The organism is Streptomyces sp. NBC_00442, from assembly GCF_036014195.1.
In the GTDB taxonomy this organism is placed as follows: Bacteria; Actinomycetota; Actinomycetes; order Streptomycetales; family Streptomycetaceae; genus Streptomyces.
The window spans coordinates 4643810-4664234 of sequence record NZ_CP107918.1 but is presented as its reverse complement, the minus strand read 5'-3'; the positions used below and the strand labels follow the sequence as shown (position 1 = coordinate 4664234).

The following is a 20425-nucleotide window of genomic DNA, read 5'->3' as shown; positions in this document are numbered from 1 at the left end:
GCACCGGGCGCCCCCTGTCGTTCGTTCCGTACGCGTTACACGGATTACACGGACGTGGTCCGCACGGCCGGGCGGCGGCTCGCGATGACCTTGCGCGCCAGCGCCTTCGGGCTGGTGAGGAAGCCGAAGCCCCACGACATGTGCATGGTGGCGAGCGCCACCGGGATCTGCGCGCGGGCCTTGAGCGAGAGCCCCTTGCCCGCCGGCAGCGAACCCGCGGCGATCGCGGCCAGGTAGCCGGCCGGGACCACGAAGCCCCACGGCGTGACCAGCGCGCCCACCACGACGCCCGCGGCGATCGCGCAGACGGCGGTCGGCGGTGCGAGGTAGCGCAGATTGATGGAGCCCTCGTGGTAGCGGGCCACCACATGGCGCCAACGCCCGTAGTCCTTGTACTGCTTGGCGAGCGCCTTCACCGAAGGGCGGGGCCGGTACTGGACCTTGAGCTCGGGCGAGAACCAGATGAGACCGCCGGCCTCCCTGATCCGGAAGTTCAGCTCCCAGTCCTGGGCGCGGATGAACTCCTCGTTGTAACCGCCCTGTTGTTCGAGGGCCTCGCGGCGGAAGACACCCAGATACACGGTTTCGGCGGGGCCGGCCTGACCGCCGGTGTGGAAGGCCGCGTTGCCGACGCCGATCTTCGAGGTCATCGCGGCGGCCACCGCGTCCTCCCAGGCGTTCTCGCCCTCGGCGTGCATGATGCCGCCGACGTTCATCGCGCCGGTCTCCTCCAGGAGGCGCACGGCGGTGGCGATGTAGTTCTGCGAGAGCATGCCGTGGCCGTCGACGCGTACCACGATCGGGTGGCGTGAGGCCTTGATGGCGGCGTTCAGGGCCGCGGGCGTGCGGCCGGTGGGGTTGGGCACGGTGTGGACGCGGGGGTCTTCGCGCACCAGCTCGGCGGCGATCTCGTCGGTGCGGTCCGTGGACGGCCCGAGCGCGATCACCACCTCCATCTCGCCCGCGTACTCCTGTTCCAGGATGTGACGGACCGAGTTGCGCAGATGCCGCTCCTCATTGAGAACCGGCATGATCACGGAAACAGCAGGCGTGGCGTTCATCGGTGGTCACGTTACCGCGAACGGGGGACAAGGTCGCGCGGCGGCCGGGCGGTGCGCGGGGTAGCTGATCGTATGGGCCTACGGTGCTCACGATCCCCCTGTCGCACCCGCGGAGGTCCCCCGTGCCCACGCCGCCCCGCCCGCGCCCCGTACGACCCGGAAAGCCCCGCAGCAGACAGCAGGACGAGCGCCCCCGCTGGGGCATGCGGCTCGCGACCACCTTGTCCGTCCTGGTGCTCGGTGCGGGCGGGGTCGGGCATGCGGTGGTGACCAGCCTGGACGGCGGAATCGGCCGGGTGGACCCGTTCCGCGACATGAAGAACCGGCCGCAGGGCAGCCGGGGCACCAACATCCTCCTCGTGGGCACCGACGGGCGGGACAGGATCACGCCCGAGGAGAAGCAGAAGTACCGGCTCGGCGGGGCGCCCTGCCACTGCACGGACACGATCATGATGGTGCACGTGTCGGCGGAGCGGGACCGGGTCAGCGTGGTGAGCCTGCCGCGCGACTCCTACGCCGAGGTCCCCGAGCACACCGACGAGGCGACCGGCGAGAAGCACGCCCGGCACCCGGTGAAGCTGAACGCGGCCTACGCCGAGGGCGGGCCCTCGCTCACCGTGCGTACCGTCGAGGACATGACGGGCCTGAAGATCGACCACTACCTGGAGGTCGACTTCACCAGCTTCATGAAGACCGTCGACGTGGTCGGCGGCGTGCAGATCTGCACGGCCCGCCCCATGAAGGACTCCTACACCGGGCTCGACCTCGCGGCCGGCACCCACCAGCTGGGCGGTGGCGAGGCGCTCCAGTACGTGCGCTCCCGGCACACCGACGGCTCCGCCGACCTCGGCCGGATGCAGCGCCAGCAGCGCTTCCTCGCCGCGCTCATCGAGAAGGCGACCAGCAACGGGGTGCTCCTGAACCCGGTGAAGTTCCGCGAGGTCGCCTCCTCCCTGCTCTCCTCGGTACGGGCCGACGAGGGCTTCGGGATGGAGGAGATGCTGAGCTTCACCGCCGCGATGAAGGGGTTCTCGCCCTCCTCGTCGGACTTCACGACGGTGCCGCTCGGACAGCTCGGCCTCCAGGTCAAGGGCGTCGGGTCGACCGTGAAGTGGGACGACGCGAAGGCGAAGAAGCTGTTCGAGCTGCTGCGCGACGACAAGCCGCTGGCCCCGCACGCCCCGCCGAAGCCGGAGGCGCCGAAGCCCGCGGCGCCGAAGCCCGCGGCCCCCGGGGCCGCGAAGGACGCCAAGCCGCCGCAGAAGGAGCCGGGCGCGGTGGTCGAGGTCGCCCCCGAGCAGATCAGGGTGCAGGTCTACAACGGGACCCGCACCGACGGGCTCGGGCGCCGGGTCGACGACGCGCTGTACGCCACCGGGTTCAGGACCAGCCGGGCCCCGCGGGCCAGCGCCAATCTCGACATGCACCGCACGCTGATCGAGTACGACCCGCGCTGGGACCGCTCGGCGAAGTCCCTCGCGCTCGCCCTTCCGGGCAGCGAGCTGCGCCCGGTCAAGGGGCTCGGCGCCACGATGAAGGTGACGGCGGGCGCCGATTTCAAGGACGTCGTGCCGGTGCGCGCCGAGGAGCAGCCCCAGGGCGACTTCGGCACGGTGACCGGCGACCGGGTGGTCTGCCCCTGAGCCGCGGCCCCGGGATGCTCAGTCGTCCAGGCCCTCAGCGGCGCGCTTCTCCCGCAGGTCCATGATCGCGCGGCGCCGGGCGAGCCGGTGGGTGCGGCGGATCTGGGCCTCCTGGTAGCGGCGCTCGTCGCGCTCGGTCTCGGGGAGCACCGGCGGCACCGGGCGGGGCTTGCCGTCGGCGTCGACGGCCGCGAAGACGAGGTAGGCGGAGCCCACCTGCTGGGCCGGGGTCGACTCGTTCCAGCGCTCGGCGAGGACCCGTACGCCGACCTCCATGGAGGACCGGCCCGTCCAGTTGACCTGCGCCTTCACATGCACCAGGTCGCCGACCCTGACCGGCATGAGGAACGCCATCTCGTCCATGGAGGCGGTGACGGCCGGCCCGCCCGAGTGGCGGCCCGCGACCGCGCCCGCGGCGTCGTCCACCAGTTTCATGATCACGCCACCGTGGACCGTGCCGAGGAGGTTGGTGTCGTGGCTGGTCATGATGTGGCTCAGGGTGGTTCGGGAGGCCGAGGTCGGCTTGCCCGGAAGATCAGTCATGCGTACCACTTTAGGCGTCGTACGATTTCCGGCTCATTGCATCAGCCTTGCAACAGCCCTGCTCCGAAATCCACCCTGCCCTGTCAGCGACGGGGTACCTCCGTGCATGCTGGACGGCATGAACGATTGGCCCGACGCCGGCAGTGGCAATGCCCGCGGAACCGGTGACCGCGACGCCTACGGCCGCGGCAGCTCCGCCGCGCAGCCCGAGGGCGCGCGCCGGATGCGGCACGTCCAGCGACCCGTCCCCCAGCAGCAGCCCGCCTACGACGACGGCTACGGACAGCCCCAGTACGGCCAGGGCGGCGTGCCCGGACAGGGTTCGTACGACAGTGGCTACAGCGAGGGCCACGTCTACGGCAACCCCGCGGGCCGGGGTCCGGCGGGCCCCGGCGGTCCCGGCGGGCCCGGTGGCGGCGGGAGCGGCCGCAGGCAGGGCGCCGCGCCGCCGAACTGGCGCAAGCGCATCACGGTCGGCGTCCTGTCCCTGGTCGTCGTGCTCCTGGTCACGTCGGTCGCCACGTACTTCTGGGCGGACGGCAAGGTGCGCCGCGAGGTCGACCTGTCCAAGGTCATAGACCGGCCCGACGGGGGCAAGGGCACCAATTACCTGATCGTCGGCTCCGACTCCCGCGACGGCATGTCCGCCGACGAGAAGAAGAAGCTGCACACCGGCTCGGCAGAGGGCAAGCGCACGGACTCGATGATCCTTCTGCACACCGGCGACAACGGGAACACGATGGTGTCGCTGCCGCGCGACTCGTGGGTGACGATTCCGAGCTTCAAGGGCTCGGACTCCGGAAAGACGTTCCCGTCCAAGGGCAAGGACAAGCTGAACGCGGCATTCTCCATCGACGGCCCGGAACTCCTCGTCCGCACCATCGAGGCCAATACCGGTCTGCACATCGACCACTACGCGGAAATCGGCTTCGCGGGATTCGCGAACATCGTGGACGCGGTCGGCGGCGTGGACATCGACATTCCGCAGGACATCAAGGACAAGGACTCCGGCGCGGACTTCAAGAAGGGCAAGCAGACCCTCGACGGTCAGCAGGCGCTCGCGTTCGTACGCAACCGCCACGGATATGCCGCGGGCGACCTGGAGCGCACGAAGAACCAGCAGAAGTTCCTCTCCGCGCTGGCCAGTCAGACGGCGACGCCGACGACCCTGCTGAATCCCTTCAAGCTGTATCCGGTGATGGGCGCGGGCCTCGACACCCTGATCGTCGACAAGGACATGAGCCTGTTCGACCTCGGCTCGATGTTCTGGGCGATGAAGGGCATCACCGGCGGCGACGGCATCTCGATGAACATGCCGGTGGCGGGCGACGGACCGCAGACCTCGTTGCTCTGGGACAAGCCGAAGGTCACGCAACTGGTGAACGAGCTGAAGAACGACGACGCGGTGACGGTCAAGTAAGCCGATCCGCACGGTATTTGGGCCCGGCCCGCCGCATTCCGATGCGGCGGGCCGGGCCTTTTCCTGCACGTGGAACGCCCTGCGGTGCGCACACATGACATGCCTCACAGGGAAACCACAGGGTCCGAGGGCAACTGTCCCTTTTCGTCCCGATTAATTCCCACGGAGCGCTACGTACCGCTTTCACACCCCGGACCAACTGCCTTTCCTCGCCCCAAGAGCAGCCATACGATCACTGCCGTCGGCGCTGCGTGAAATCGACCGCCGCGCCGACGACACAGCCTTTCGGACCCAGAAAAAGGGCTCACTTGAATATCCGTCGCATTCTCGCCACCACCGTCGCCGCCGCCGTGACCGCCCCGGCCGTGCTGCTCTCGGTGTCTCCCGCGTCCGCCGCCGAGGCGAAGCCCGCGGCGCAGTCGCAGAAGTCCACGTACGCCGAACTGACGAAGGCCGCCGCCGACGCGGCGAAGGCCTACGACACCGCTCTCCAGGCCGACAACGCCCAGCAGGCCGTCCTCGACAAGCTGATGCGCATCGACGCCCCCGAGGCCAAGCCGTTCCGTGACGCCGACGCCGCCGCCGACAAGGCCAAGACCGCGAAGGACACCGCCGACAAGGCGGTGACCGGCGCGAAGGCCAAGCTCGACGGGCTCCCCGACACCGCGACCGCGGAGGAGAAGGCGGCCGCGCAGAAGGCCGTCACCGACGCCGAGGCCACCGCCAAGGACGCCGCGGCGGCTCTGACGACGGCCGACGCGAAGAAGAAGACCGAGCAGCGCGCCCTCGAGGACCTCCGGGTGGAGGCCCTGCGCAAGGGCAACGCGGCGACCAAGGCCAAGAAGGACGCCGAGAAGGCCAAGAAGGACGCCGACGCGGCGCTCAAGGCCGCCGGGGAGTGCGTCTGGCTGCCCAAGCTGTCCTCCCAGCTGAAGGGGCTGCCGGCGCAGGTCGTCGCGGGCTCCGCGGTCGACTTCTCGTTCCAGGTGTCCAACGGCACCGACCGCACGCTGGACCTGAACCCGCTGTTCTTCGTCCACACCGCGCAGGCCAAGGCGCAGTGGCTGGACGGTTCGGTGTGGAAGGAGCTCGACGACGAGCCGGCCCACGTCGCGTCCCAGAAGGGCGTGAAGCCGGGCTCCGCGATCGAGGTGAAGGTCCGCCTGACGGTCGACGCCAAGGCCAAGGCGGGCGAGGGGTTCTCCCAGATCGCGGGCGACGCCTCCGACGCGTACAACCCGTGTGTGCTCGGCCCGATGAAGCTGTACAAGTTCAAGGTGCTGCCCGCCGGCAGCAAGCCGGACAGCGACGCCGCGAAGCCGCAGCCGGTCGAGGACAAGGACAAGGACAAGGACCGTCCGAAGCCGGCCGCCGCGAAGCCCGCGGGCGGCGGCTCGACGCCGACCGCCCAGGGCGGCGCGGCAGCGACCCCGCTGGCCACCAGCGGGGCGCTGGCCAACACCGGCTCGTCCTCCGCGATGCCCCAGCTCGCCCTCGCGGGCGGCGCGGCCCTGGTCCTCGGCGCCGGCGCGGTCCTGTTCACCCGCCGCCGCAAGTCCGCCGACCGCACCTGACGCCCCACCCCAGCCGAAGGGCCCGCACCCGTGTCATGCACCGGGTGCGGGCCCTTCTTCAACTCCAGTGTGGTTGGGGCACGTTGACGCGTGTCGCGGTGGGCAGGGTTTCTACCCGACAACGCGAATACGGGCGATGCACCATGGACCGGTCGCCTCCGGCCGCCCTACCGTCCTCGTAGCGGCAGGCAACGGCCCTGCGGCCGAGGAGGGGAACCATGGCGCGCGAGGAATTGACCCGCCTCACCGGCAAGGTCGGTGGACCCGACTGTGACGACGACGACTGCCCGAATGTGTACCGGACGAAGAACGGCTCATTCGTTGTCCAGGGGGATGTGTCCGCCGCGTTCTCACCCCCTGACGGCGAGGCCTTGGTGGAAATCCCGGAACACATTCTGAGGGAGGCGGTCCGTGCTCTTGGATGGTGAAGACTGGCGTAGGTTCTTCGACGCCTTCGAGCAGGAAGCGTGGCGATTCGAGGCGCAGCCCACCTACACCATGCCCAGAGAGCAAGAGAACGTGGCCCGCTTCCTCCGCGGAGAGGACATGCCCACCGGGCACAATGCCCGTTGGCATGAGCGGGTACGCGGATATGTCCGATCCGGCCGGCGCATCGGCCGAGTCCGCGTCGTACGCCAGCCGCTCACCGAATATCAGCGGTACCAATTCGCTTGGGGCATCCCCGGCAACATCGCGGCGGGAGAAGAAATCCGAGTCCTGGACGTGACGCGGGGAACGCACGGCCTCCCGCTCTCCGGCCGTGACTGGTGGATGTTCGACGCGACCCGTATCGCCCATTTGAATTTCCGGCCGGACGGCACCCAGATCAATCGCGAGACCTACGAGGGCGACCCCGCCCCCTACAGGGAGTGGCAGCGGATCGCGTTGGAGCACGCCATGTCCTTCGAGGAGTACGTGAAGGGCCTTGACGTTCGACCCTGAACAGCTGGGCCGGTCCAAGGCCGACTTGGCTGAGACACTCCGCGCCCTGCGCAAGCGAGCCGGCCGCACACAGGTCTGGCTCGCTCGGCGCTGCAACATGTCCCAAACCAAGCTCAGCAACGTGGAGACCGGCCGGATCACACCGGGCCTTGTCGACGTCGAGTTGATCCTTCGAGCCCTCGACGCGCCCCCGGAGCTCGTATCGCAGGCAACCGCCCTCGCACGCCTCGCCCACACGGAATGGCAGGGCAAGCGGGCGTCGTGGCGCAGAGGGCTGGAGAAGCGGCAGGCCGAGCTGGCCGGCCTGGAGGCAGAGGCGACAACACTCCGCTACTTCCTGCCCGCGATGGTGACCGGGCTCCTCGCCACGCCTGAGTACATCAGGGCGAGCCTGGGGCACTCGCCCGTGGACACGTCCAAAACGGTGGCAAGGAAGCTGGAGCGTCAAGCAGTCCTGTACGAGGGCTCCAAGCGATTCACCTTCCTGCTGACGGAACAGGCCGCGAAATGGCCAATACTGCCGCCCGCAGGGATGGCCGCTCAGCTCGACCACCTGGTCTCGCTGTCCCGTCTGCCGAATGTCCATATCGGCGCCATTCCCCTGGGGACCACTGCCACGCGCGGCCCCATGAACACCTTCACGGTCTATGACCGGCGAATCGTGACCGTCGAGACTTTCACGGGCCGAATCGTTTTCCAAGACGCCCGGGACATCGCCGAACACCGTGAACTCTTCGCCCTGTTCGAGAGTCACGCCCTCTTCGACGATGAAGCAAGGTCGACCCTCGGGGAATGGGCAGCCACCTGCCGATCAGGATCGTTTACCCCGCAACACGAATAATCGCTGGGTGAAACCATTTCCAGGCCGAGAATGGTCGGGCAGTGAAGATGCCATCGATGAGGGGATGCCATGACCGATCCGATCCCGTACCCGCAACCTCCGGTAGAACTTCCCGGCGCGGTCGAGGCGTACGTGTACGACTGCGCTCCCGACCGCACCTGCGGGGTGTGCGTGGCCCTGGCGGGGGAATTGCGTGCGGCCAGGGCGGCCAGTAAGTGGAGCGCGGCGTACGACGCGGCGGCGGAAATCCGGAACCACCCCCACGGGAGGCGGGGGAAGTGATGGGGACGCAGGAGTGGCGCGACGCCTGGGTGCGGGCGGAGTGTGCTGCGGACACGCTCGGGGAAGCTCTCGACGGCATGGGCGCGGGGGCCGCGCAGACCGCGCGTCCGCGGCCCCTGGTGAGCCGGAAGGGGACCGCCTGGGTCGACGTGGGACAGCTCCCCGCGCACCTGGCCGAACGGGTCGCCGAGGTGATCCGGGCCGGGACCCGCGACCGCGCCGGCCGTCCTGGCCCGTGAAGCGACCGCCGGGCCCGGGGACGCGAACGGCCCCCGGCGCGGGGCCGGGGGCCGTTGCGTCGGGGCGGAACGCTACGGCAGGTTGCGCGACATCACGATGCGCTGGACCTGGTTCGTGCCCTCGTAGATCTGCGTGATCTTGGCGTCGCGCATCATCCGCTCGACCGGGTAGTCGCGGGTGTAGCCGTAGCCGCCGAGGAGCTGGACGGCGTCGGTGGTGACCTCCATGGCGACGTCGGAGGCGAAGCACTTCGCCGCGGCGCCGAAGAACGTCAGGTCCGAGTCGAGGCGTTCGGACTTGGCGGCGGCCGCGTAGGTGAGCTGACGGGCGGCCTCCAGCTTCATGGCCATGTCGGCCAGCATGAACTGGATGCCCTGGAAGTCGGCGATCGGCTTGCCGAACTGCTTGCGCTCCTGGACGTAGCCCTTGGCGTAGTCGAGGGCGCCCTGCGCGATGCCGAGGGCCTGGGCCGCGATGGTGATGCGGGTGTGGTCCAGGGTCTTCATGGCGGTCGCGAAGCCCGTGCCCTCCTCGCCGATCATGCGGTCGAGGGGGATGCGGACGTTGTCGAGGTAGACCTCGCGGGTCGGCGAGCCCTTGATGCCGAGCTTCTTCTCGGGGGCGCCGAAGGAGACGCCCTCGTCCGACTTCTCCACGACGAAGGCGCTGATGCCCTTCGACCGCTTCTCGGGGTCGGTCACGGCCATGACCGTGTAGTACTCGCTCTCGCCGGCGTTGGTGATCCAGCGCTTCACGCCGTTGAGGACCCAGAAGTCGCCGTCGCGGACGGCCTTGGTCTTCATGCCGGCCGCGTCGGAACCCGCGTCGGGCTCGGAGAGGCAGTACGAGAACATGCCCTCGCCCTTGGCGAGCGGGCCCAGGTACTTCTTCTTCAGCTCCTCGGAGCCGGACAGGATCACCGGGAGCGAGCCGAGCTTGTTGACGGCCGGGATGAGGGAGGAGGAGGCGCAGACCCGCGCGACCTCTTCGATCACGATGACCGTCGCGAGGGCGTCGGCGCCCGCGCCGCCGTACTCCTCCGGCACGTGCACGGCGTGCAGGTCGTTGGCGACCAGCGCGTCGTGCGCCTCCCGGGGGAAGCGCGCCTGCTCGTCGACCTCGGCCGCGAACGGGCCGATCTTGGCCTCGGCGAGCGAGCGGATGGCGTCGCGGAGCATGTCGTGCTCCTCGGACGGGCGGTACAGGTCGAAATCCGAGTTGCCAGCCGTTCCGGCCAAGGTTTCTCACTCCCCAAGGGACGCTAACTACCGTTAAGTAACCTAATTTTAGGGGGCAGGTGGCCCCCAGGCATACGTGAGCTTGGTGACAGCCCGGAAAAAGCGCTCCGGCCGGGCCCGACTATGCTCGGGCAGCGCGTTTGACGCCGCCCGAGCCCGCCCTTCGAGCCCGCCTCCCGAGCCCGTACTTCCAGGAGCACCGCATGGCCCTCAAGATCACTGTGATCGGCACCGGATACCTCGGGGCCACCCATGCCGCGGCCATGGCGGAGCTCGGGTTCGAGGTGCTCGGTCTCGACGTGGTGCCCGAGAAGATCGAGATGCTCGCGCAGGGGCGCGTCCCCATGTACGAGCCCGGTCTCGAAGAGCTGCTGCGCAAGCACGTGGCCGGCATCGAGGGATCGACGGGCCGGCTGCGCTTCACGACCTCGTGGGAGGAGGTCGGCGCGTTCGGCGACGTGCACTTCGTCTGCGTGAACACCCCGCAGAAGCACGGCGAGTACGCCTGTGACATGAGCTACGTCGACTCCGCCTTCGGCTCGCTCGCCCCGCACCTCGCGCCGGGCGCACTCGTCGTGGGCAAGTCCACGGTGCCGGTCGGCTCGGCCGCCCGGCTCGCGGCCGTGCTCGGCGAGGGCGTGGAGCTGGCCTGGAACCCGGAGTTCCTGCGCGAGGGCTTCGCCGTCGACGACACCCTGCACCCGGACCGGCTCGTCGTCGGCGTCGAGAGCGAGCGCGCCGAGAAGCTGCTGCGCGAGGTGTACGCGGGACCGATCGGCGAGGGCTCGCCCTTCGTGGTGACCGACTTCCCGACCGCCGAGCTGGTCAAGACCGCCGCCAACTCCTTCCTCGCCACCAAGATCTCGTTCATCAACGCCATGGCCGAGGTGTGCGAGGCCGCCGACGGCGACGTGGTGAAGCTCGCGGAGGCGCTCGGCCACGACGAGCGCATCGGAAAGAAGTTCCTGCGGGCCGGCATCGGCTTCGGCGGGGGCTGCCTGCCCAAGGACATCCGGGCGTTCATGGCGCGGGCCGGCGAGCTCGGGGCCGACCAGGCACTGACGTTCCTGCGCGAGGTCGACTCGGTCAACATGCGCCGGCGCGGCCACATGGTGGAGCTGGCCCGCGAGGCGGTGGGCGGCGAGACGTTCCTCGGCAAGCGCGTCGCGGTCCTCGGCGCCACGTTCAAGCCGGACTCCGACGACGTACGGGACTCCCCCGCGCTGAACGTCGCCGGGCAGATCCACCTCCAGGGCGGCCAGGTCACCGTGTACGACCCCAAGGGCATGGACAACGCCCGCCGGCTCTTCCCGACGCTCGGCTACGCACCGACCGCGCTCGACGCGGTGCGCGGCGCCGATGTCGTGCTGCACCTGACCGAGTGGCGCGAGTTCCGCGACCTCGACCCCGCCGAGCTGGCCGCGGCCACGGCGTCCCGGATCATCCTGGACGGGCGCAACGCGCTCGACCCGGTCAAGTGGCGGGACGCCGGATGGACCTACCGCGCGATGGGTCGCCCGCGCGCCTAGGTCCCCTCGTCCGGATCGTGCCGGCTCCGCGGCGCGGTCACGGGCCGTCGAGCTCCTCGATGGTGGCGCTCGACGGGGCCCTGCGGGCCGCCGTCGCACGGGCGCCGAACTCCGCGTCCCGCACCACACGCACGAGGTTGTCCCAGGTCAGCGCCGCGATCTCGGACTCGCTCCAGCCCCGGTCGAGCAGCTCCGCGATCAGGTTCGGGTAGCACGAGGCATCTTCGAGGCCCGTGGTGCGCGGGGCGCCGGTGGTCAGACCGTACGTTCCCGAGAGACCCACGTGGCTCGCGCCCGCCACGTCCCGCACCCGCTCGATGTGATCGGCGACGTCCCGCACGGAGACGGCCGAACCGCTCCGCTCGATCTGCTCGGGGGCGAAGCTCACCAGGCACACCCCGCCGTGCGCACCGAGCGCGGCGAGCAGCTCGTCACTGGCGTTCAGCGGATGCCGGGTCAGCGAGGACGCCGCCGAACGCGAGAGCAGCGCCGGCGCCGTGGACGCGTCGAGGGTGCGGCGCCAGGTGCCTTCGGTGGAGCCGGACAGGTCGAGCAGTATCCCCAGCCTGTTCGCCTCGCGCACCACTTCGAGGCCGAAGCGGCTCAGGCCCGGCTCGGTCCAGCGGGTACCCGGGCCCAGTGCGAGGGCCCGTACCCCGAGGACGTGGTACGACCGCAGCGTGCCCAGCGAATCGCCGAGTGCGTGTGCGGCCACCGGCCCGAGGAACGAGGCGATGCGGCCGCAGTTACGGGCGTCGGCGAGGTCGCCCGCGGTCAGCGCGAGGCGCAGCCACTGGGGGCAGGAGGCGACCAGCGAGCGGATCCGGTCGAGGCGCTCCAGGGTGGCGCCGGCCGGGTCGGTGCCGTCGGCCTCGGCGGTCAGCGCCCAGAACTGCGCACCGACGCCGCCGGCCCGCAGTCGCGGGATGTCCGTGTCGAGCGCGCTCTCGCCGACCTCCAGGTCGTGCCAGGGGGTCAGCGCGAGTGCCTTCGCCAGGGTGTTGTGCCCGTCGGCCACGGGGTGCGCGGCGAGCAGCGCACGGGCTCGGTCCAGACCCTCGTCGTGGTCCGGTACGGGTTCCGGTCCGGGTATCGGGACGGGCGGGGTGGAGGTCGGCTGATCGAGCTCGCCGATCGCCGAGGTGTCCTGGGGGTCGTCCTGCAGATCTGCCATGACGGGCTCCCGGTATCGGCGGTGACGGCAGTATCGACACCGTTTCACGGGGCGCCGGTGGGGTCGCGACGAACGAAGCGTTCGGGGGACCCGCCCGCCCGAGGCACCCCGCGGCCCCCAGCCCCCTGGGGCTCCGCCCCAGACCCCGGTTCGCGCCTTAAGGGCGCTCGTCCTCGAACTCCCCCAAGGCCTTAGGGGCCAGGGGGGACCCCCATGACGGGCTGAGGGTGCCCATGCTGCCCGGCACCGGATGGCTGAGGGGCGCGGGGAACTGCGCGAGAAGCGGGCACGGCCCGCACACGAAAGCGGGTTTTAGGGGCGCGGGGAACTGCGCATAACAGCTCGCCGCGCCCCGCGGGGCTACGCGTCCAGGGACGCCCGCGTCGCGTTCGACGGACCCCGCAGGGGGCGGAGCTCCCTCGATACCGATTCCGCGTCCCGCAGCACCCGCACCGCGTTCGACCACGTCAGCTTCGCCAGGTCCGCGGAGGACCAGCCCCGGGAGAGCAGCTCGGCCACCAGGTTCGGGTAGCCGGATACGTCGTCGAGGCCGGACGGGGTGAAGGCCGTGCCGTCGAAGTCGCCGCCGATGCCGATGTGGTCGACGCCCGCGACCTCCCGCATGTGGTCGAGGTGGTCCGCGACCGTCGCCGCCGTCGCGACCGGCCGCGGATTCGCCGCCTCGAACGCCTCGTGGAGCTTCATCGCCTCCGGCGACGTGTCGAGGTGGTGCAGCCCGTGCGCCCGCAGGTTCTCGTCCGCCGCCTGCGTCCACGCCACCGCCGCCGGCAGGATGAACTTCGGGACGAAGGTGGCCATGGCCACTCCCCCGTTGGCGGGCAGCTGCGCCAGCACGTCGTCGGGGACGTTGCGCGGGTGGTCGCAGATCGCCCGCGCGGAGGAGTGGGAGAAGATCACGGGCGCGACGGACGTCGACAGCGCGTCGCGCATCGTCGTCGCCGCCACGTGCGAGAGGTCGACCAGCATGCCGATGCGGTTCATCTCGCGGACCACCGCATGGCCGAACGGCGAGAGCCCGCCCACGTTCGGCACGTCCGTCGCCGAGTCCGCCCACGCCAGGTTGTCGTTGTGGGTGAGCGTCATGTAGCGCACGCCGAGCGCGTACAACGCCCGTAGCGTGGCCAGGGATTCGTTGATCGAGTGGCCGCCCTCGGCGCCCTTCAGGGAGGCGATGCGACCCTCGGCGCGCGCCGCCTCCATGTCGTCGGCGGTGAGCGCGGGCGCCAGGTCGCACGGATAGCGCGCGAGCATCTGGTCGACGCAGTCGATCTGTTCCAGGGTCGCGCTGACCGCCTCGTCGCCGGCCAAGTCGGTGCGTACGTACACGGACCAGAACTGCGCGCCGACGCCGCCCGACCGCAGCCGGGGGATGTCGGTGTGGGTGCGGCCGGTCAGGTCGGTCGCGATGTCGCAGCGGTCCAGGTCGTAGCGGACCTTCGCGCGCAGCGCCCAGGGCAGGTCGTTGTGGCCGTCGACCACGGGGTGGCGGGCGAGCAGGGCGCGGGCTTCGTCGAGATGCGTCGTGGCTTTGGTCATGGCACTCACTTTCCGAACCCGAAGGCGCCCGAACCCTCGACCTTCGTACGCAGCCGCTTGCCCTTCTCGGTGGCCTGGTCGTTGAGCTCCTGCTGGAACTCCCGCATGCGGGTGAGGAGTTCGGCGTCGTGCGTGGCCAGGATGCGGGCCGCGAGGAGGCCCGCGTTGCGCGCGCCGCCGACCGAGACGGTGGCCACGGGCACGCCGGCCGGCATCTGCACGATGGAGAGCAGCGAGTCCATGCCGTCGAGGTACTTGAGCGGGACGGGCACGCCGATCACCGGGAGCGGGGTGACGCTGGCGAGCATGCCCGGCAGGTGGGCGGCTCCCCCGGCGCCCGCGACGATCGCCTTGAGGCCGCGTCCAGCGGCCTCCTCGCCGTACGCGATCATCTCGCGCGGCATCCGGTGCGCCGAGACGACGTCGACCTCGTAGCGGATCTCGAACTCGTCGAGCGCCTTGGCGGCGGCCTCCATCACGGGCCAGTCGGAGTCCGAGCCCATGACGATTCCGACGAGGGGGCTGCTGGTGGTGGTCATTCGGTGATCGTTCCCCTGAGGTAGTCGGCTGCGTGACGGGCCCGCTCGCGGACCTGTGCGAGATCGTCGCCGTAGGTGTTCACGTGGCCCACCTTGCGGCCGGGCTTCACTTCCTTGCCGTACATGTGGATCTTGAGCTGCGGGTCGCGTGCCATGCAGTGCAGGTACGCGTAGTACATGTCCGGGTAGTCGCCGCCGAGGACGTTGCACATCACGGTCCACTTCGACCGCGGGCGCGGGTCGCCCAGGGGGAGGTCGAGGACGGCACGGACGTGGTTGGCGAACTGCGAGGTGATCGCGCCGTCCTGGGTCCAGTGGCCCGAGTTGTGCGGGCGCATGGCCAGCTCGTTGACGAGGACGCGTCCGTCACGCGTCTCGAAGAGCTCGACCGCGAGGTGGCCGACGACGCCCAGCTCGGAGGCGATGCGCAGGGCGAGCTCCTGCGCCTCGCCCGACAGCGCGTCGTCGAGGTCGGGCGCGGGGGCGATCACCGTGTCACACACGCCGTCGACCTGGACGGACTCCACGACGGGGTAGGCCACCGCCTGGCCGTGCGGCGAGCGGACGACGTTGGCCGCCAGCTCCCGCACGAAGTCCACCTTCTCCTCGGCGAGCACGTCGACGCCCGCCTTGAAGGCGTCCGCCGCGTCGGCCTCGGAGCGCACGAACCACACGCCCTTGCCGTCGTAGCCGCCCACCACCGTCTTGAGGATGACGGGGTAGCCCTCGCCCTCCTCGGCGAACCGCGTCACGTCGGCCGGATCGGCGACGATGCGGTGGCGGGGGCAGGGCGCGCCGATGGCACTGAGCCGGGCGCGCATCACCCCCTTGTCGTGGGCGTGCACCAACGCGTCGGGCCCCGGCCGGACGACGATGCCGTCCGCTTCCAGGGCCCGCAGATGCTCGGTCGGCACGTGTTCGTGATCGAAAGTGATCACGTCACAGCCGCGCGCGAAGTCACGCAGCGTGTCCAGGTCGCGATAGTCGCCGACGACGACCTCGCTCACCACCTGGGCCGCCGAGTCCTGCGGGGTGTCACTGAGGAGCTTGAATCTGATGCCGAGGGGGATGCCCGCCTCGTGGGTCATGCGGGCGAGCTGACCGCCGCCGACCATGCCGACTACCGGGAACGTCACGCCTCCAGGGTATCCGCCGCCCGCGCGCGCCCCGCCAGGGCCGGGTTCCGGGGGTCTTCGGGGGCTCGCACGGGGCACCGCGGCGAGGGGGTGGTTAGCATGGGCGGGTTGACTGGCACGAAAAGCACACCTACTCGGACGGGGCTGGGCGATCACCATGAGTGCACAGGGCGCGTCGCCATCGCGACTGCGACTGCTCGTCCGCGAGGTCGCCAAATTCGGCGCCGTGGGCGGTCTCGGGGTGCTCGTGAACATGGGCGCCTTCAACCTGCTGCGGCACGCGACCGACCTCCAGGTGGTGCGGGCCAGCCTGCTGGCCACCGCGATCGCGATCGCGTTCAACTACGTGGGCTTCCGCTACTTCGCCTACCGCGACCGCGAGAAGAGCGGCCGGGCCCGTGAGCTCACGCTGTTCCTGCTGTTCAGCCTGGTCGGCGCGGTGATCGAGAACGGCATCCTGTACGCGGCGACGTACGGGTTCGGCTGGAACAGCCCGTGGCAGAACAACTTCTTCAAGTTCCTCGGCATCGGGCTCGGCACCCTGTTCCGTTTCTGGTCCTACCGCACCTGGGTGTTCCGCGCACTCCCGGCCCGGGAGGCAGTACAGACGGCCGAATCGTTTCTCGACGCCCCCAGGCCCGCCGTCCCCGCCGAGCGCTGACCGGCTCCGCTGACCGGCTCCGCTGACCGCGTGCGCCGAGCGGGGCCCTTCGGCCCTCAGCGGATCGTCGTGGTGTCCTGCGGCTCCCGCCGCCCCCGCGCCTCCCGGCTCAGGAAGAGCGCGAACACCGCCGGCTGCTGCTGGAGCATTTCGAGCCGCCCGCCGTCGGCCTCCGCGAGGTCGCGGGCCACGGCGAGCCCGATCCCCGTGGAGTTGCGGCCGCTGATGGTCCGCTCGAAGATCCGCGCGCCGAGGTCGGGCGGCACCCCGGGACCCTCGTCGGTGACCTCGACCACGGCCTGGTTGCCGGTGACGCGGGTGCGCACCGCGACCGTGCCGCCGCCGTGCATCAGGGAGTTCTCGATCAGCGCGGCGAGCACCTGGGCGACCGCACCCGGGGTGCCGACCGCCTTGAGACCGGTCTTGCCGGAGCGCACGATGGCGCGGCCCGCGCTGCGATAGGCCGAGCGCCACTCCTCCAACTGCTGCTTGACGACCTCGTCGAGCGAGAAGACCACGGCCGAACCGGTGCGCGGATCACGGCTGTTGGTGAGCAGGCGCTCCACCACGTCGGTGAGCCGCTCGACCTGGGTGAGCGCGATCATGGCCTCTTCCTTGACCGTGTCGAGGTCGTCGGTGAGGGCGATCTCCTCCAGGCGCATGGAGAGCGCGGTCAGCGGCGTCCGCAGCTGGTGCGAGGCGTCCGCCGCGAGCCGGCGCTCCGCGGTGAGCATCCGGCCGATCCGGTCGGCCGACGAGTCGAGCACATCGGCGACCCGGTCGAGCTCGGGCACCCCGTACCGCTTGTGCCGCGGGCGCGGGTCGCCCGAGCCGAGCCGTTCGGCGGTCTCGGCGAGGTCGGTGAGCGGGGATGCCAGCTTGTTGGCCTGGCGCACGGCGAGGAGCACCGCGGAGACGATGGCGAGCAGGGCCACCGCGCCGATGATCAGCAGGGTGCGCCCGACCTCCTTGGTGACCGTGGAGCGGGGCTCCTCGACCAGGACGGACTCGCCGCGCTCCCCGGTGGCGGTGCCCTTGATGACGGTGCCCTCGGGCTTCTTGCCGAGCTCGATCACCGGGCGGCCCGGGATCGCGATGCGGGCGTACCGCTTGGGGTCGATCTGTTCGGCCAGCACCTGCGCGTTGACCGACTCCTTCGCCAGGGTGCGGCTGTCGACGACGGAGACCAGCCGCACCGCCTCGGAGTTGACGCTCTCCTGGGCGCTGCTGCTGATGGTCCGTGTCTCGACGATGACGAGGGAGACGCCGAAGACCGCGATCACCACGAGTACGACCGCGAGTGTGGAGTTGATCAGTCGACGGCGCATGGGCCCGGGTGCTCTAGCTCTTCTCGAAGCGGAAGCCGACTCCGCGGACGGTCGCGATGTAGCGCGGGTTGGCCGCGTCGTCGCCGAGCTTCTTGCGCAGCCACGAGATGTGCATGTCGAGCGTCTTGGTCGAGGACCACCAGGTGGTGTCCCAGACCTCGCGCATCAGCTGGTCGCGGGTGACGACCCGGCCGGCGTCCCGCACCAGGACCCGGAGCAGGTCGAACTCCTTGGCGGTGAGCTGGAGCTCCTCGTCGCCCATCCAGGCGCGGTGCGACTCGACGTCGATCCGCACACCGTGCGTGGCGGGCTGGGGCACCGGCTCGCTGGCCCCGCGCCGCAGCAGGGCCCGGACCCGCGCGAGGAGTTCGGCGAGGCGGAAGGGCTTGGTCACGTAGTCGTCGGCGCCGGCGTCGAGGCCGACCACGGTGTCGACCTCGTCGGCGCGGGCGGTGAGCACAAGGATGGGCACGGTGTGGCCTTCGGAGCGCAGCCTCCGGGCGACTTCGAGGCCGTCCATGCCGGGAAGCCCCAGGTCGAGCACGACCAGGTCGGCGCCCCCCTGCAGTCCGGCGTCGAGGGCGGTCGGGCCGTCCTCGCGGACTTCGACCTCGTAACCCTCCCTGCGCAGGGCGCGGGCCAGTGGCTCCGAGATGGACGCGTCGTCCTCGGCGAGCAGTACACGGGTCATGGGGGTGATGGTAGTCCGCGGCGACGGCAATCCGTCAGGTGATCCACCCGCCCTGCGGGTCTGTGGCGCGATCTTGTTTAACACCTTCGAATTAGGGTGAGCGGTTCCAGGAGAGCCTGTGATCCATCTCTCAAGTCCTTCCATATGCCGCAGTCTCGTGACGTATGGTGTCCCGACGCCTATAGCACTACTCGTGAACCTTTGGCCTGCTTGGCGCGCCAAGGTTCTCTTTTCTGCACAGGGCCGGCTTTGCCAGTCTTGAGTTCAGTGAATGACCTACGGGCCGGGCCCCAGCGCGAACCAGCGCACGGGGCGTGGATCCCGGTGTGGTCTGTCCTTACCGGCCTCCCCCACGGAGCCGGACCCCGAAGGCGTCGGGGGGACAGCCGCCATGCCGGTGCCGGCCTTCCCCCACCGGGCGCGATTCAACGCTCACGAAGCGCGCGTCCCGAGCAAGCAAGGATCGACCATGGCGTCCAGCCTGACGAAGGACTCCGCCAGTACCACTGGCACCGAGAAGACCTTCTTCGGCCACCCCCGCGGCCTGGCCACTCTGTTCATGACCGAGATGTGGGAGCGGTACAGCTTCTACGGCATGAAGGCCCTGCTCCCGCTGTACTTGATCGCGCCCGGTGGCCTTCACATGAACCCCACCACCGCCACCGCGATCTACTCCGTCTACATGGCGATGGTCTACCTCCTCGCCATGCCCGGCGGCTGGATCGCGGACCGCTTCTGGGGTCCGCGCAAGACGGTCGCGATCGGCGCCGGCATCGTCATCCTCGGCCACATCACGCTGGCGGTGCCCTCCACGCCCTCGTTCTTCGCGGGTCTCGTGCTCGTCGCGCTCGGCTCCGGCCTCCTGAAGGCCAACATCTCGACGATGGTCGGGCACCTCTACAAGGGTCCCGAGGACCCGCGCCGTGACGGTGGCTTCACGCTCTTCTACATCGGCATCAACATGGGTGCCTTCCTCGCCCCGCTGAGCATCGGCACCGTCGGCGAGAAGGTCAACTGGCACTTCGGCTTCACCCTCGCCGCGATCGGCATGGCACTGGGCCTGGCCCAGTTCATGCTCGGCTCCCGCCACCTGAGCGCGGAGAGCGACATCGTGTCGCAGCCCGTGACGCAGCAGGAGAAGCGGTCCGTGCTCCGCAAGGGTCTGATCTGGCTGATCATCGCCGCGGCCCTCTACATCGGTCTCGCCGTGACGGGGAACTTCGCCGACTGGGCGATGATGCCGATCACCATCGCCGGTCTGATCATCCCGATCGCCGTGCTGGCCCGCATGAAGCGCGACAAGGACCTCAGCGAGGTCGAGCAGTCCAAGCTCTCGGGTTACGTCTGGTTCTTCGTGGTCGCCGCCGTCTTCTGGATGATCTACGACCAGAACGGCTCGACGCTGTCGATCTTCGGCGAGAACTCGACCACCAACGACCTGCTCGGCTTCCACTTCCCGACGTCCTGGTACCAGTCGCTGAACCCGGTGTTCATCATGGCGCTGGCCCCGCTCGTGGCCTCGGGCTGGCTGTGGCTGAACAAGCGCGGCAAGGAGCCGAGCACGGCGGTGAAGTTCGCCTCCAGCCTCGCGCTGATCGGCATCTCCTTCGTCGTCTTCCTCATCCCGCTGGTCGACACCGCCAACAACGGCGGCCGGGTCAGCCCGATGTGGCTGGTGGCCATCTACTTCGTCCAGACCGTCGGCGAGCTGTGCCTGTCCCCGGTCGGCCTCTCCGTCACCACGAAGATGGCTCCGGCGAAGTACAGCTCGCAGATGATGGGCGTCTGGTTCCTCGCGGTCACCGCCGGTGACTCGCTGGCCGGTCTGCTCACCTCGCCGCAGCTCAACGTCAACCTGAACACGGTCGGCGCGGTCACCGTCGAGGCGATCGTGGCGGTCGTGGCGGGCATCGGCATCTGGATGTACCGCAACAAGGTCAAGCGGCTGATGGGCAGCGTCAACTGACGCGCTTCGTACGCCTGTGAAGGGCCGCCGCACCGAAGAGGTGCGGCGGCCCTTCACGTT

The 20425-nt window shown here is 70.0% G+C and carries 19 protein-coding genes; 10 read left to right on the top strand and 9 right to left on the bottom strand.

Annotated features, from left to right (window positions below; all coding sequences use genetic code 11):
• Positions 1-44: 44 nt before the first annotated feature.
• On the bottom strand, positions 45-1061 hold the full coding sequence (locus OG432_RS20885) for a glycosyltransferase family 2 protein (protein ID WP_328312478.1): 1017 nt from the start codon (positions 1059-1061) through the stop codon (positions 45-47).
• A gap of 98 nt (positions 1062-1159) precedes the next feature.
• On the opposite strand from OG432_RS20885, the gene OG432_RS20880 reads away from it, so the two are divergent.
• Positions 1160-2704: an LCP family protein gene (locus OG432_RS20880; protein WP_443058593.1), complete on the top strand. Its 1545-nt coding sequence runs from the start codon at positions 1160-1162 to the stop codon at positions 2702-2704.
• An 18-nt stretch (positions 2705-2722) separates the two neighbouring features.
• On the opposite strand, the gene OG432_RS20875 is transcribed toward OG432_RS20880, so the two are convergent.
• Positions 2723-3247: an acyl-CoA thioesterase gene (locus OG432_RS20875; RefSeq protein ID WP_328312477.1), complete on the bottom strand. Its 525-nt coding sequence runs from the start codon at positions 3245-3247 to the stop codon at positions 2723-2725.
• Positions 3248-3365: 118 nt separating this feature from the next.
• Between OG432_RS20875 and OG432_RS20870 the strand changes: the two genes are divergently transcribed.
• The 6 genes from OG432_RS20870 to OG432_RS20845 all read left to right on the top strand — a co-directional run bounded on the left by OG432_RS20870 (position 3366) and on the right by OG432_RS20845 (position 8545).
• The gene (locus OG432_RS20870; protein WP_328312476.1) at positions 3366-4667 is read left to right on the top strand and encodes an LCP family protein; all 1302 of its coding nucleotides are present in this window, start codon (positions 3366-3368) and stop codon (positions 4665-4667) included.
• A 308-nt stretch (positions 4668-4975) separates the two neighbouring features.
• On the top strand, positions 4976-6241 hold the full coding sequence (locus OG432_RS20865) for an LPXTG cell wall anchor domain-containing protein (RefSeq protein ID WP_328312475.1): 1266 nt from the start codon (positions 4976-4978) through the stop codon (positions 6239-6241).
• 218 nt (positions 6242-6459) lie between these two features.
• The gene (locus OG432_RS20860) at positions 6460-6669 is read left to right on the top strand and encodes a hypothetical protein (RefSeq protein WP_328312474.1); all 210 of its coding nucleotides are present in this window, start codon (positions 6460-6462) and stop codon (positions 6667-6669) included.
• Entirely contained in the window at positions 6653-7183 is a 531-nt protein-coding gene (locus tag OG432_RS20855; RefSeq protein ID WP_328312473.1) for a DUF6879 family protein, read from the top strand. Before OG432_RS20860 ends, OG432_RS20855 begins: the two co-directional genes overlap by 17 nt.
• Positions 7167-8024 carry a helix-turn-helix domain-containing protein gene (locus tag OG432_RS20850; RefSeq protein WP_328312472.1) on the top strand — a complete coding sequence of 286 codons (858 nt, stop codon included), beginning with the start codon at positions 7167-7169 and terminating at the stop codon, positions 8022-8024. The genes OG432_RS20855 and OG432_RS20850 overlap by 17 nt, the downstream gene beginning before the upstream one ends.
• A 281-nt stretch (positions 8025-8305) precedes the next feature.
• Positions 8306-8545 carry a hypothetical protein gene (locus OG432_RS20845; RefSeq protein ID WP_328312471.1) on the top strand — a complete coding sequence of 80 codons (240 nt, stop codon included), beginning with the start codon at positions 8306-8308 and terminating at the stop codon, positions 8543-8545.
• A gap of 72 nt (positions 8546-8617) precedes the next feature.
• Here the strand turns inward: OG432_RS20845 and OG432_RS20840 are convergent, their stop codons facing one another.
• Positions 8618-9784: an acyl-CoA dehydrogenase family protein gene (locus OG432_RS20840; protein ID WP_328312470.1), complete on the bottom strand. Its 1167-nt coding sequence runs from the start codon at positions 9782-9784 to the stop codon at positions 8618-8620.
• 203 nt (positions 9785-9987) lie between these two features.
• Between OG432_RS20840 and OG432_RS20835 the strand changes: the two genes are divergently transcribed.
• Positions 9988-11313 (top strand): UDP-glucose dehydrogenase family protein, encoded by a 1326-nt coding sequence (locus OG432_RS20835; protein ID WP_328312469.1) that lies wholly within the window; start codon positions 9988-9990, stop codon positions 11311-11313.
• 37 nt (positions 11314-11350) lie between these two features.
• Here the strand turns inward: OG432_RS20835 and OG432_RS20830 are convergent, their stop codons facing one another.
• The 4 genes from OG432_RS20830 to OG432_RS20815 all read right to left on the bottom strand — a co-directional run bounded on the left by OG432_RS20830 (position 11351) and on the right by OG432_RS20815 (position 15719).
• Complete coding sequence (locus tag OG432_RS20830) at positions 11351-12487, bottom strand: dipeptidase (RefSeq protein WP_328312468.1); 1137 nt, start codon at positions 12485-12487, stop codon at positions 11351-11353.
• Positions 12488-12847: 360 nt separating this feature from the next.
• Positions 12848-14044, bottom strand: coding sequence for a dipeptidase (locus tag OG432_RS20825; RefSeq protein WP_328312467.1), 1197 nt, complete (start codon positions 14042-14044; stop codon positions 12848-12850).
• Positions 14045-14049: 5 nt separating this feature from the next.
• Complete coding sequence (gene purE, locus OG432_RS20820) at positions 14050-14583, bottom strand: 5-(carboxyamino)imidazole ribonucleotide mutase (protein ID WP_328312466.1); 534 nt, start codon at positions 14581-14583, stop codon at positions 14050-14052.
• Positions 14580-15719 carry a 5-(carboxyamino)imidazole ribonucleotide synthase gene (locus OG432_RS20815; protein ID WP_328312465.1) on the bottom strand — a complete coding sequence of 380 codons (1140 nt, stop codon included), beginning with the start codon at positions 15717-15719 and terminating at the stop codon, positions 14580-14582. The genes purE and OG432_RS20815 overlap by 4 nt, the downstream gene beginning before the upstream one ends.
• A gap of 157 nt (positions 15720-15876) precedes the next feature.
• On the opposite strand from OG432_RS20815, the gene OG432_RS20810 reads away from it, so the two are divergent.
• Complete coding sequence (locus tag OG432_RS20810; protein ID WP_328312464.1) at positions 15877-16380, top strand: GtrA family protein; 504 nt, start codon at positions 15877-15879, stop codon at positions 16378-16380.
• Between the two features lie 56 nt (positions 16381-16436).
• Here OG432_RS20810 and OG432_RS20805 read toward each other — a convergent pair whose 3' ends face one another.
• On the bottom strand, positions 16437-17708 hold the full coding sequence (locus OG432_RS20805; RefSeq protein WP_328312463.1) for an ATP-binding protein: 1272 nt from the start codon (positions 17706-17708) through the stop codon (positions 16437-16439).
• Positions 17709-17721: 13 nt separating this feature from the next.
• Positions 17722-18399, bottom strand: a complete 678-nt coding sequence (locus tag OG432_RS20800; RefSeq protein ID WP_328312462.1) for a response regulator transcription factor — start codon at positions 18397-18399, stop codon at positions 17722-17724.
• 469 nt (positions 18400-18868) lie between these two features.
• Here OG432_RS20800 and OG432_RS20795 point away from each other — a divergent pair, with 469 nt between their 5' ends.
• Positions 18869-20365, top strand: coding sequence for a peptide MFS transporter (locus OG432_RS20795; protein ID WP_328312461.1), 1497 nt, complete (start codon positions 18869-18871; stop codon positions 20363-20365).
• Positions 20366-20425 lie beyond the last annotated feature (60 nt).

Coding starts and splice junctions, on each gene's coding strand:
- OG432_RS20885 (WP_328312478.1), bottom strand. CDS start 1,061: ATGAACGCCACGCCTGCTGTTTCCGTGATCATGCCGGTTCTCAATGAG.
- OG432_RS20875 (WP_328312477.1), bottom strand. CDS start 3,247: ATGACTGATCTTCCGGGCAAGCCGACCTCGGCCTCCCGAACCACCCTG.
- OG432_RS20870 (WP_328312476.1), top strand. CDS start 3,366: ATGAACGATTGGCCCGACGCCGGCAGTGGCAATGCCCGCGGAACCGGT.
- OG432_RS20860 (WP_328312474.1), top strand. CDS start 6,460: ATGGCGCGCGAGGAATTGACCCGCCTCACCGGCAAGGTCGGTGGACCC.
- OG432_RS20845 (WP_328312471.1), top strand. CDS start 8,306: ATGGGGACGCAGGAGTGGCGCGACGCCTGGGTGCGGGCGGAGTGTGCT.
- OG432_RS20835 (WP_328312469.1), top strand. CDS start 9,988: ATGGCCCTCAAGATCACTGTGATCGGCACCGGATACCTCGGGGCCACC.
- OG432_RS20830 (WP_328312468.1), bottom strand. CDS start 12,487: ATGGCAGATCTGCAGGACGACCCCCAGGACACCTCGGCGATCGGCGAG.
- OG432_RS20825 (WP_328312467.1), bottom strand. CDS start 14,044: ATGACCAAAGCCACGACGCATCTCGACGAAGCCCGCGCCCTGCTCGCC.
- purE (WP_328312466.1), bottom strand. CDS start 14,583: ATGACCACCACCAGCAGCCCCCTCGTCGGAATCGTCATGGGCTCGGAC.
- OG432_RS20810 (WP_328312464.1), top strand. CDS start 15,877: ATGAGTGCACAGGGCGCGTCGCCATCGCGACTGCGACTGCTCGTCCGC.
- OG432_RS20805 (WP_328312463.1), bottom strand. CDS start 17,708: ATGCGCCGTCGACTGATCAACTCCACACTCGCGGTCGTACTCGTGGTG.
- OG432_RS20800 (WP_328312462.1), bottom strand. CDS start 18,399: ATGACCCGTGTACTGCTCGCCGAGGACGACGCGTCCATCTCGGAGCCA.
- OG432_RS20795 (WP_328312461.1), top strand. CDS start 18,869: ATGGCGTCCAGCCTGACGAAGGACTCCGCCAGTACCACTGGCACCGAG.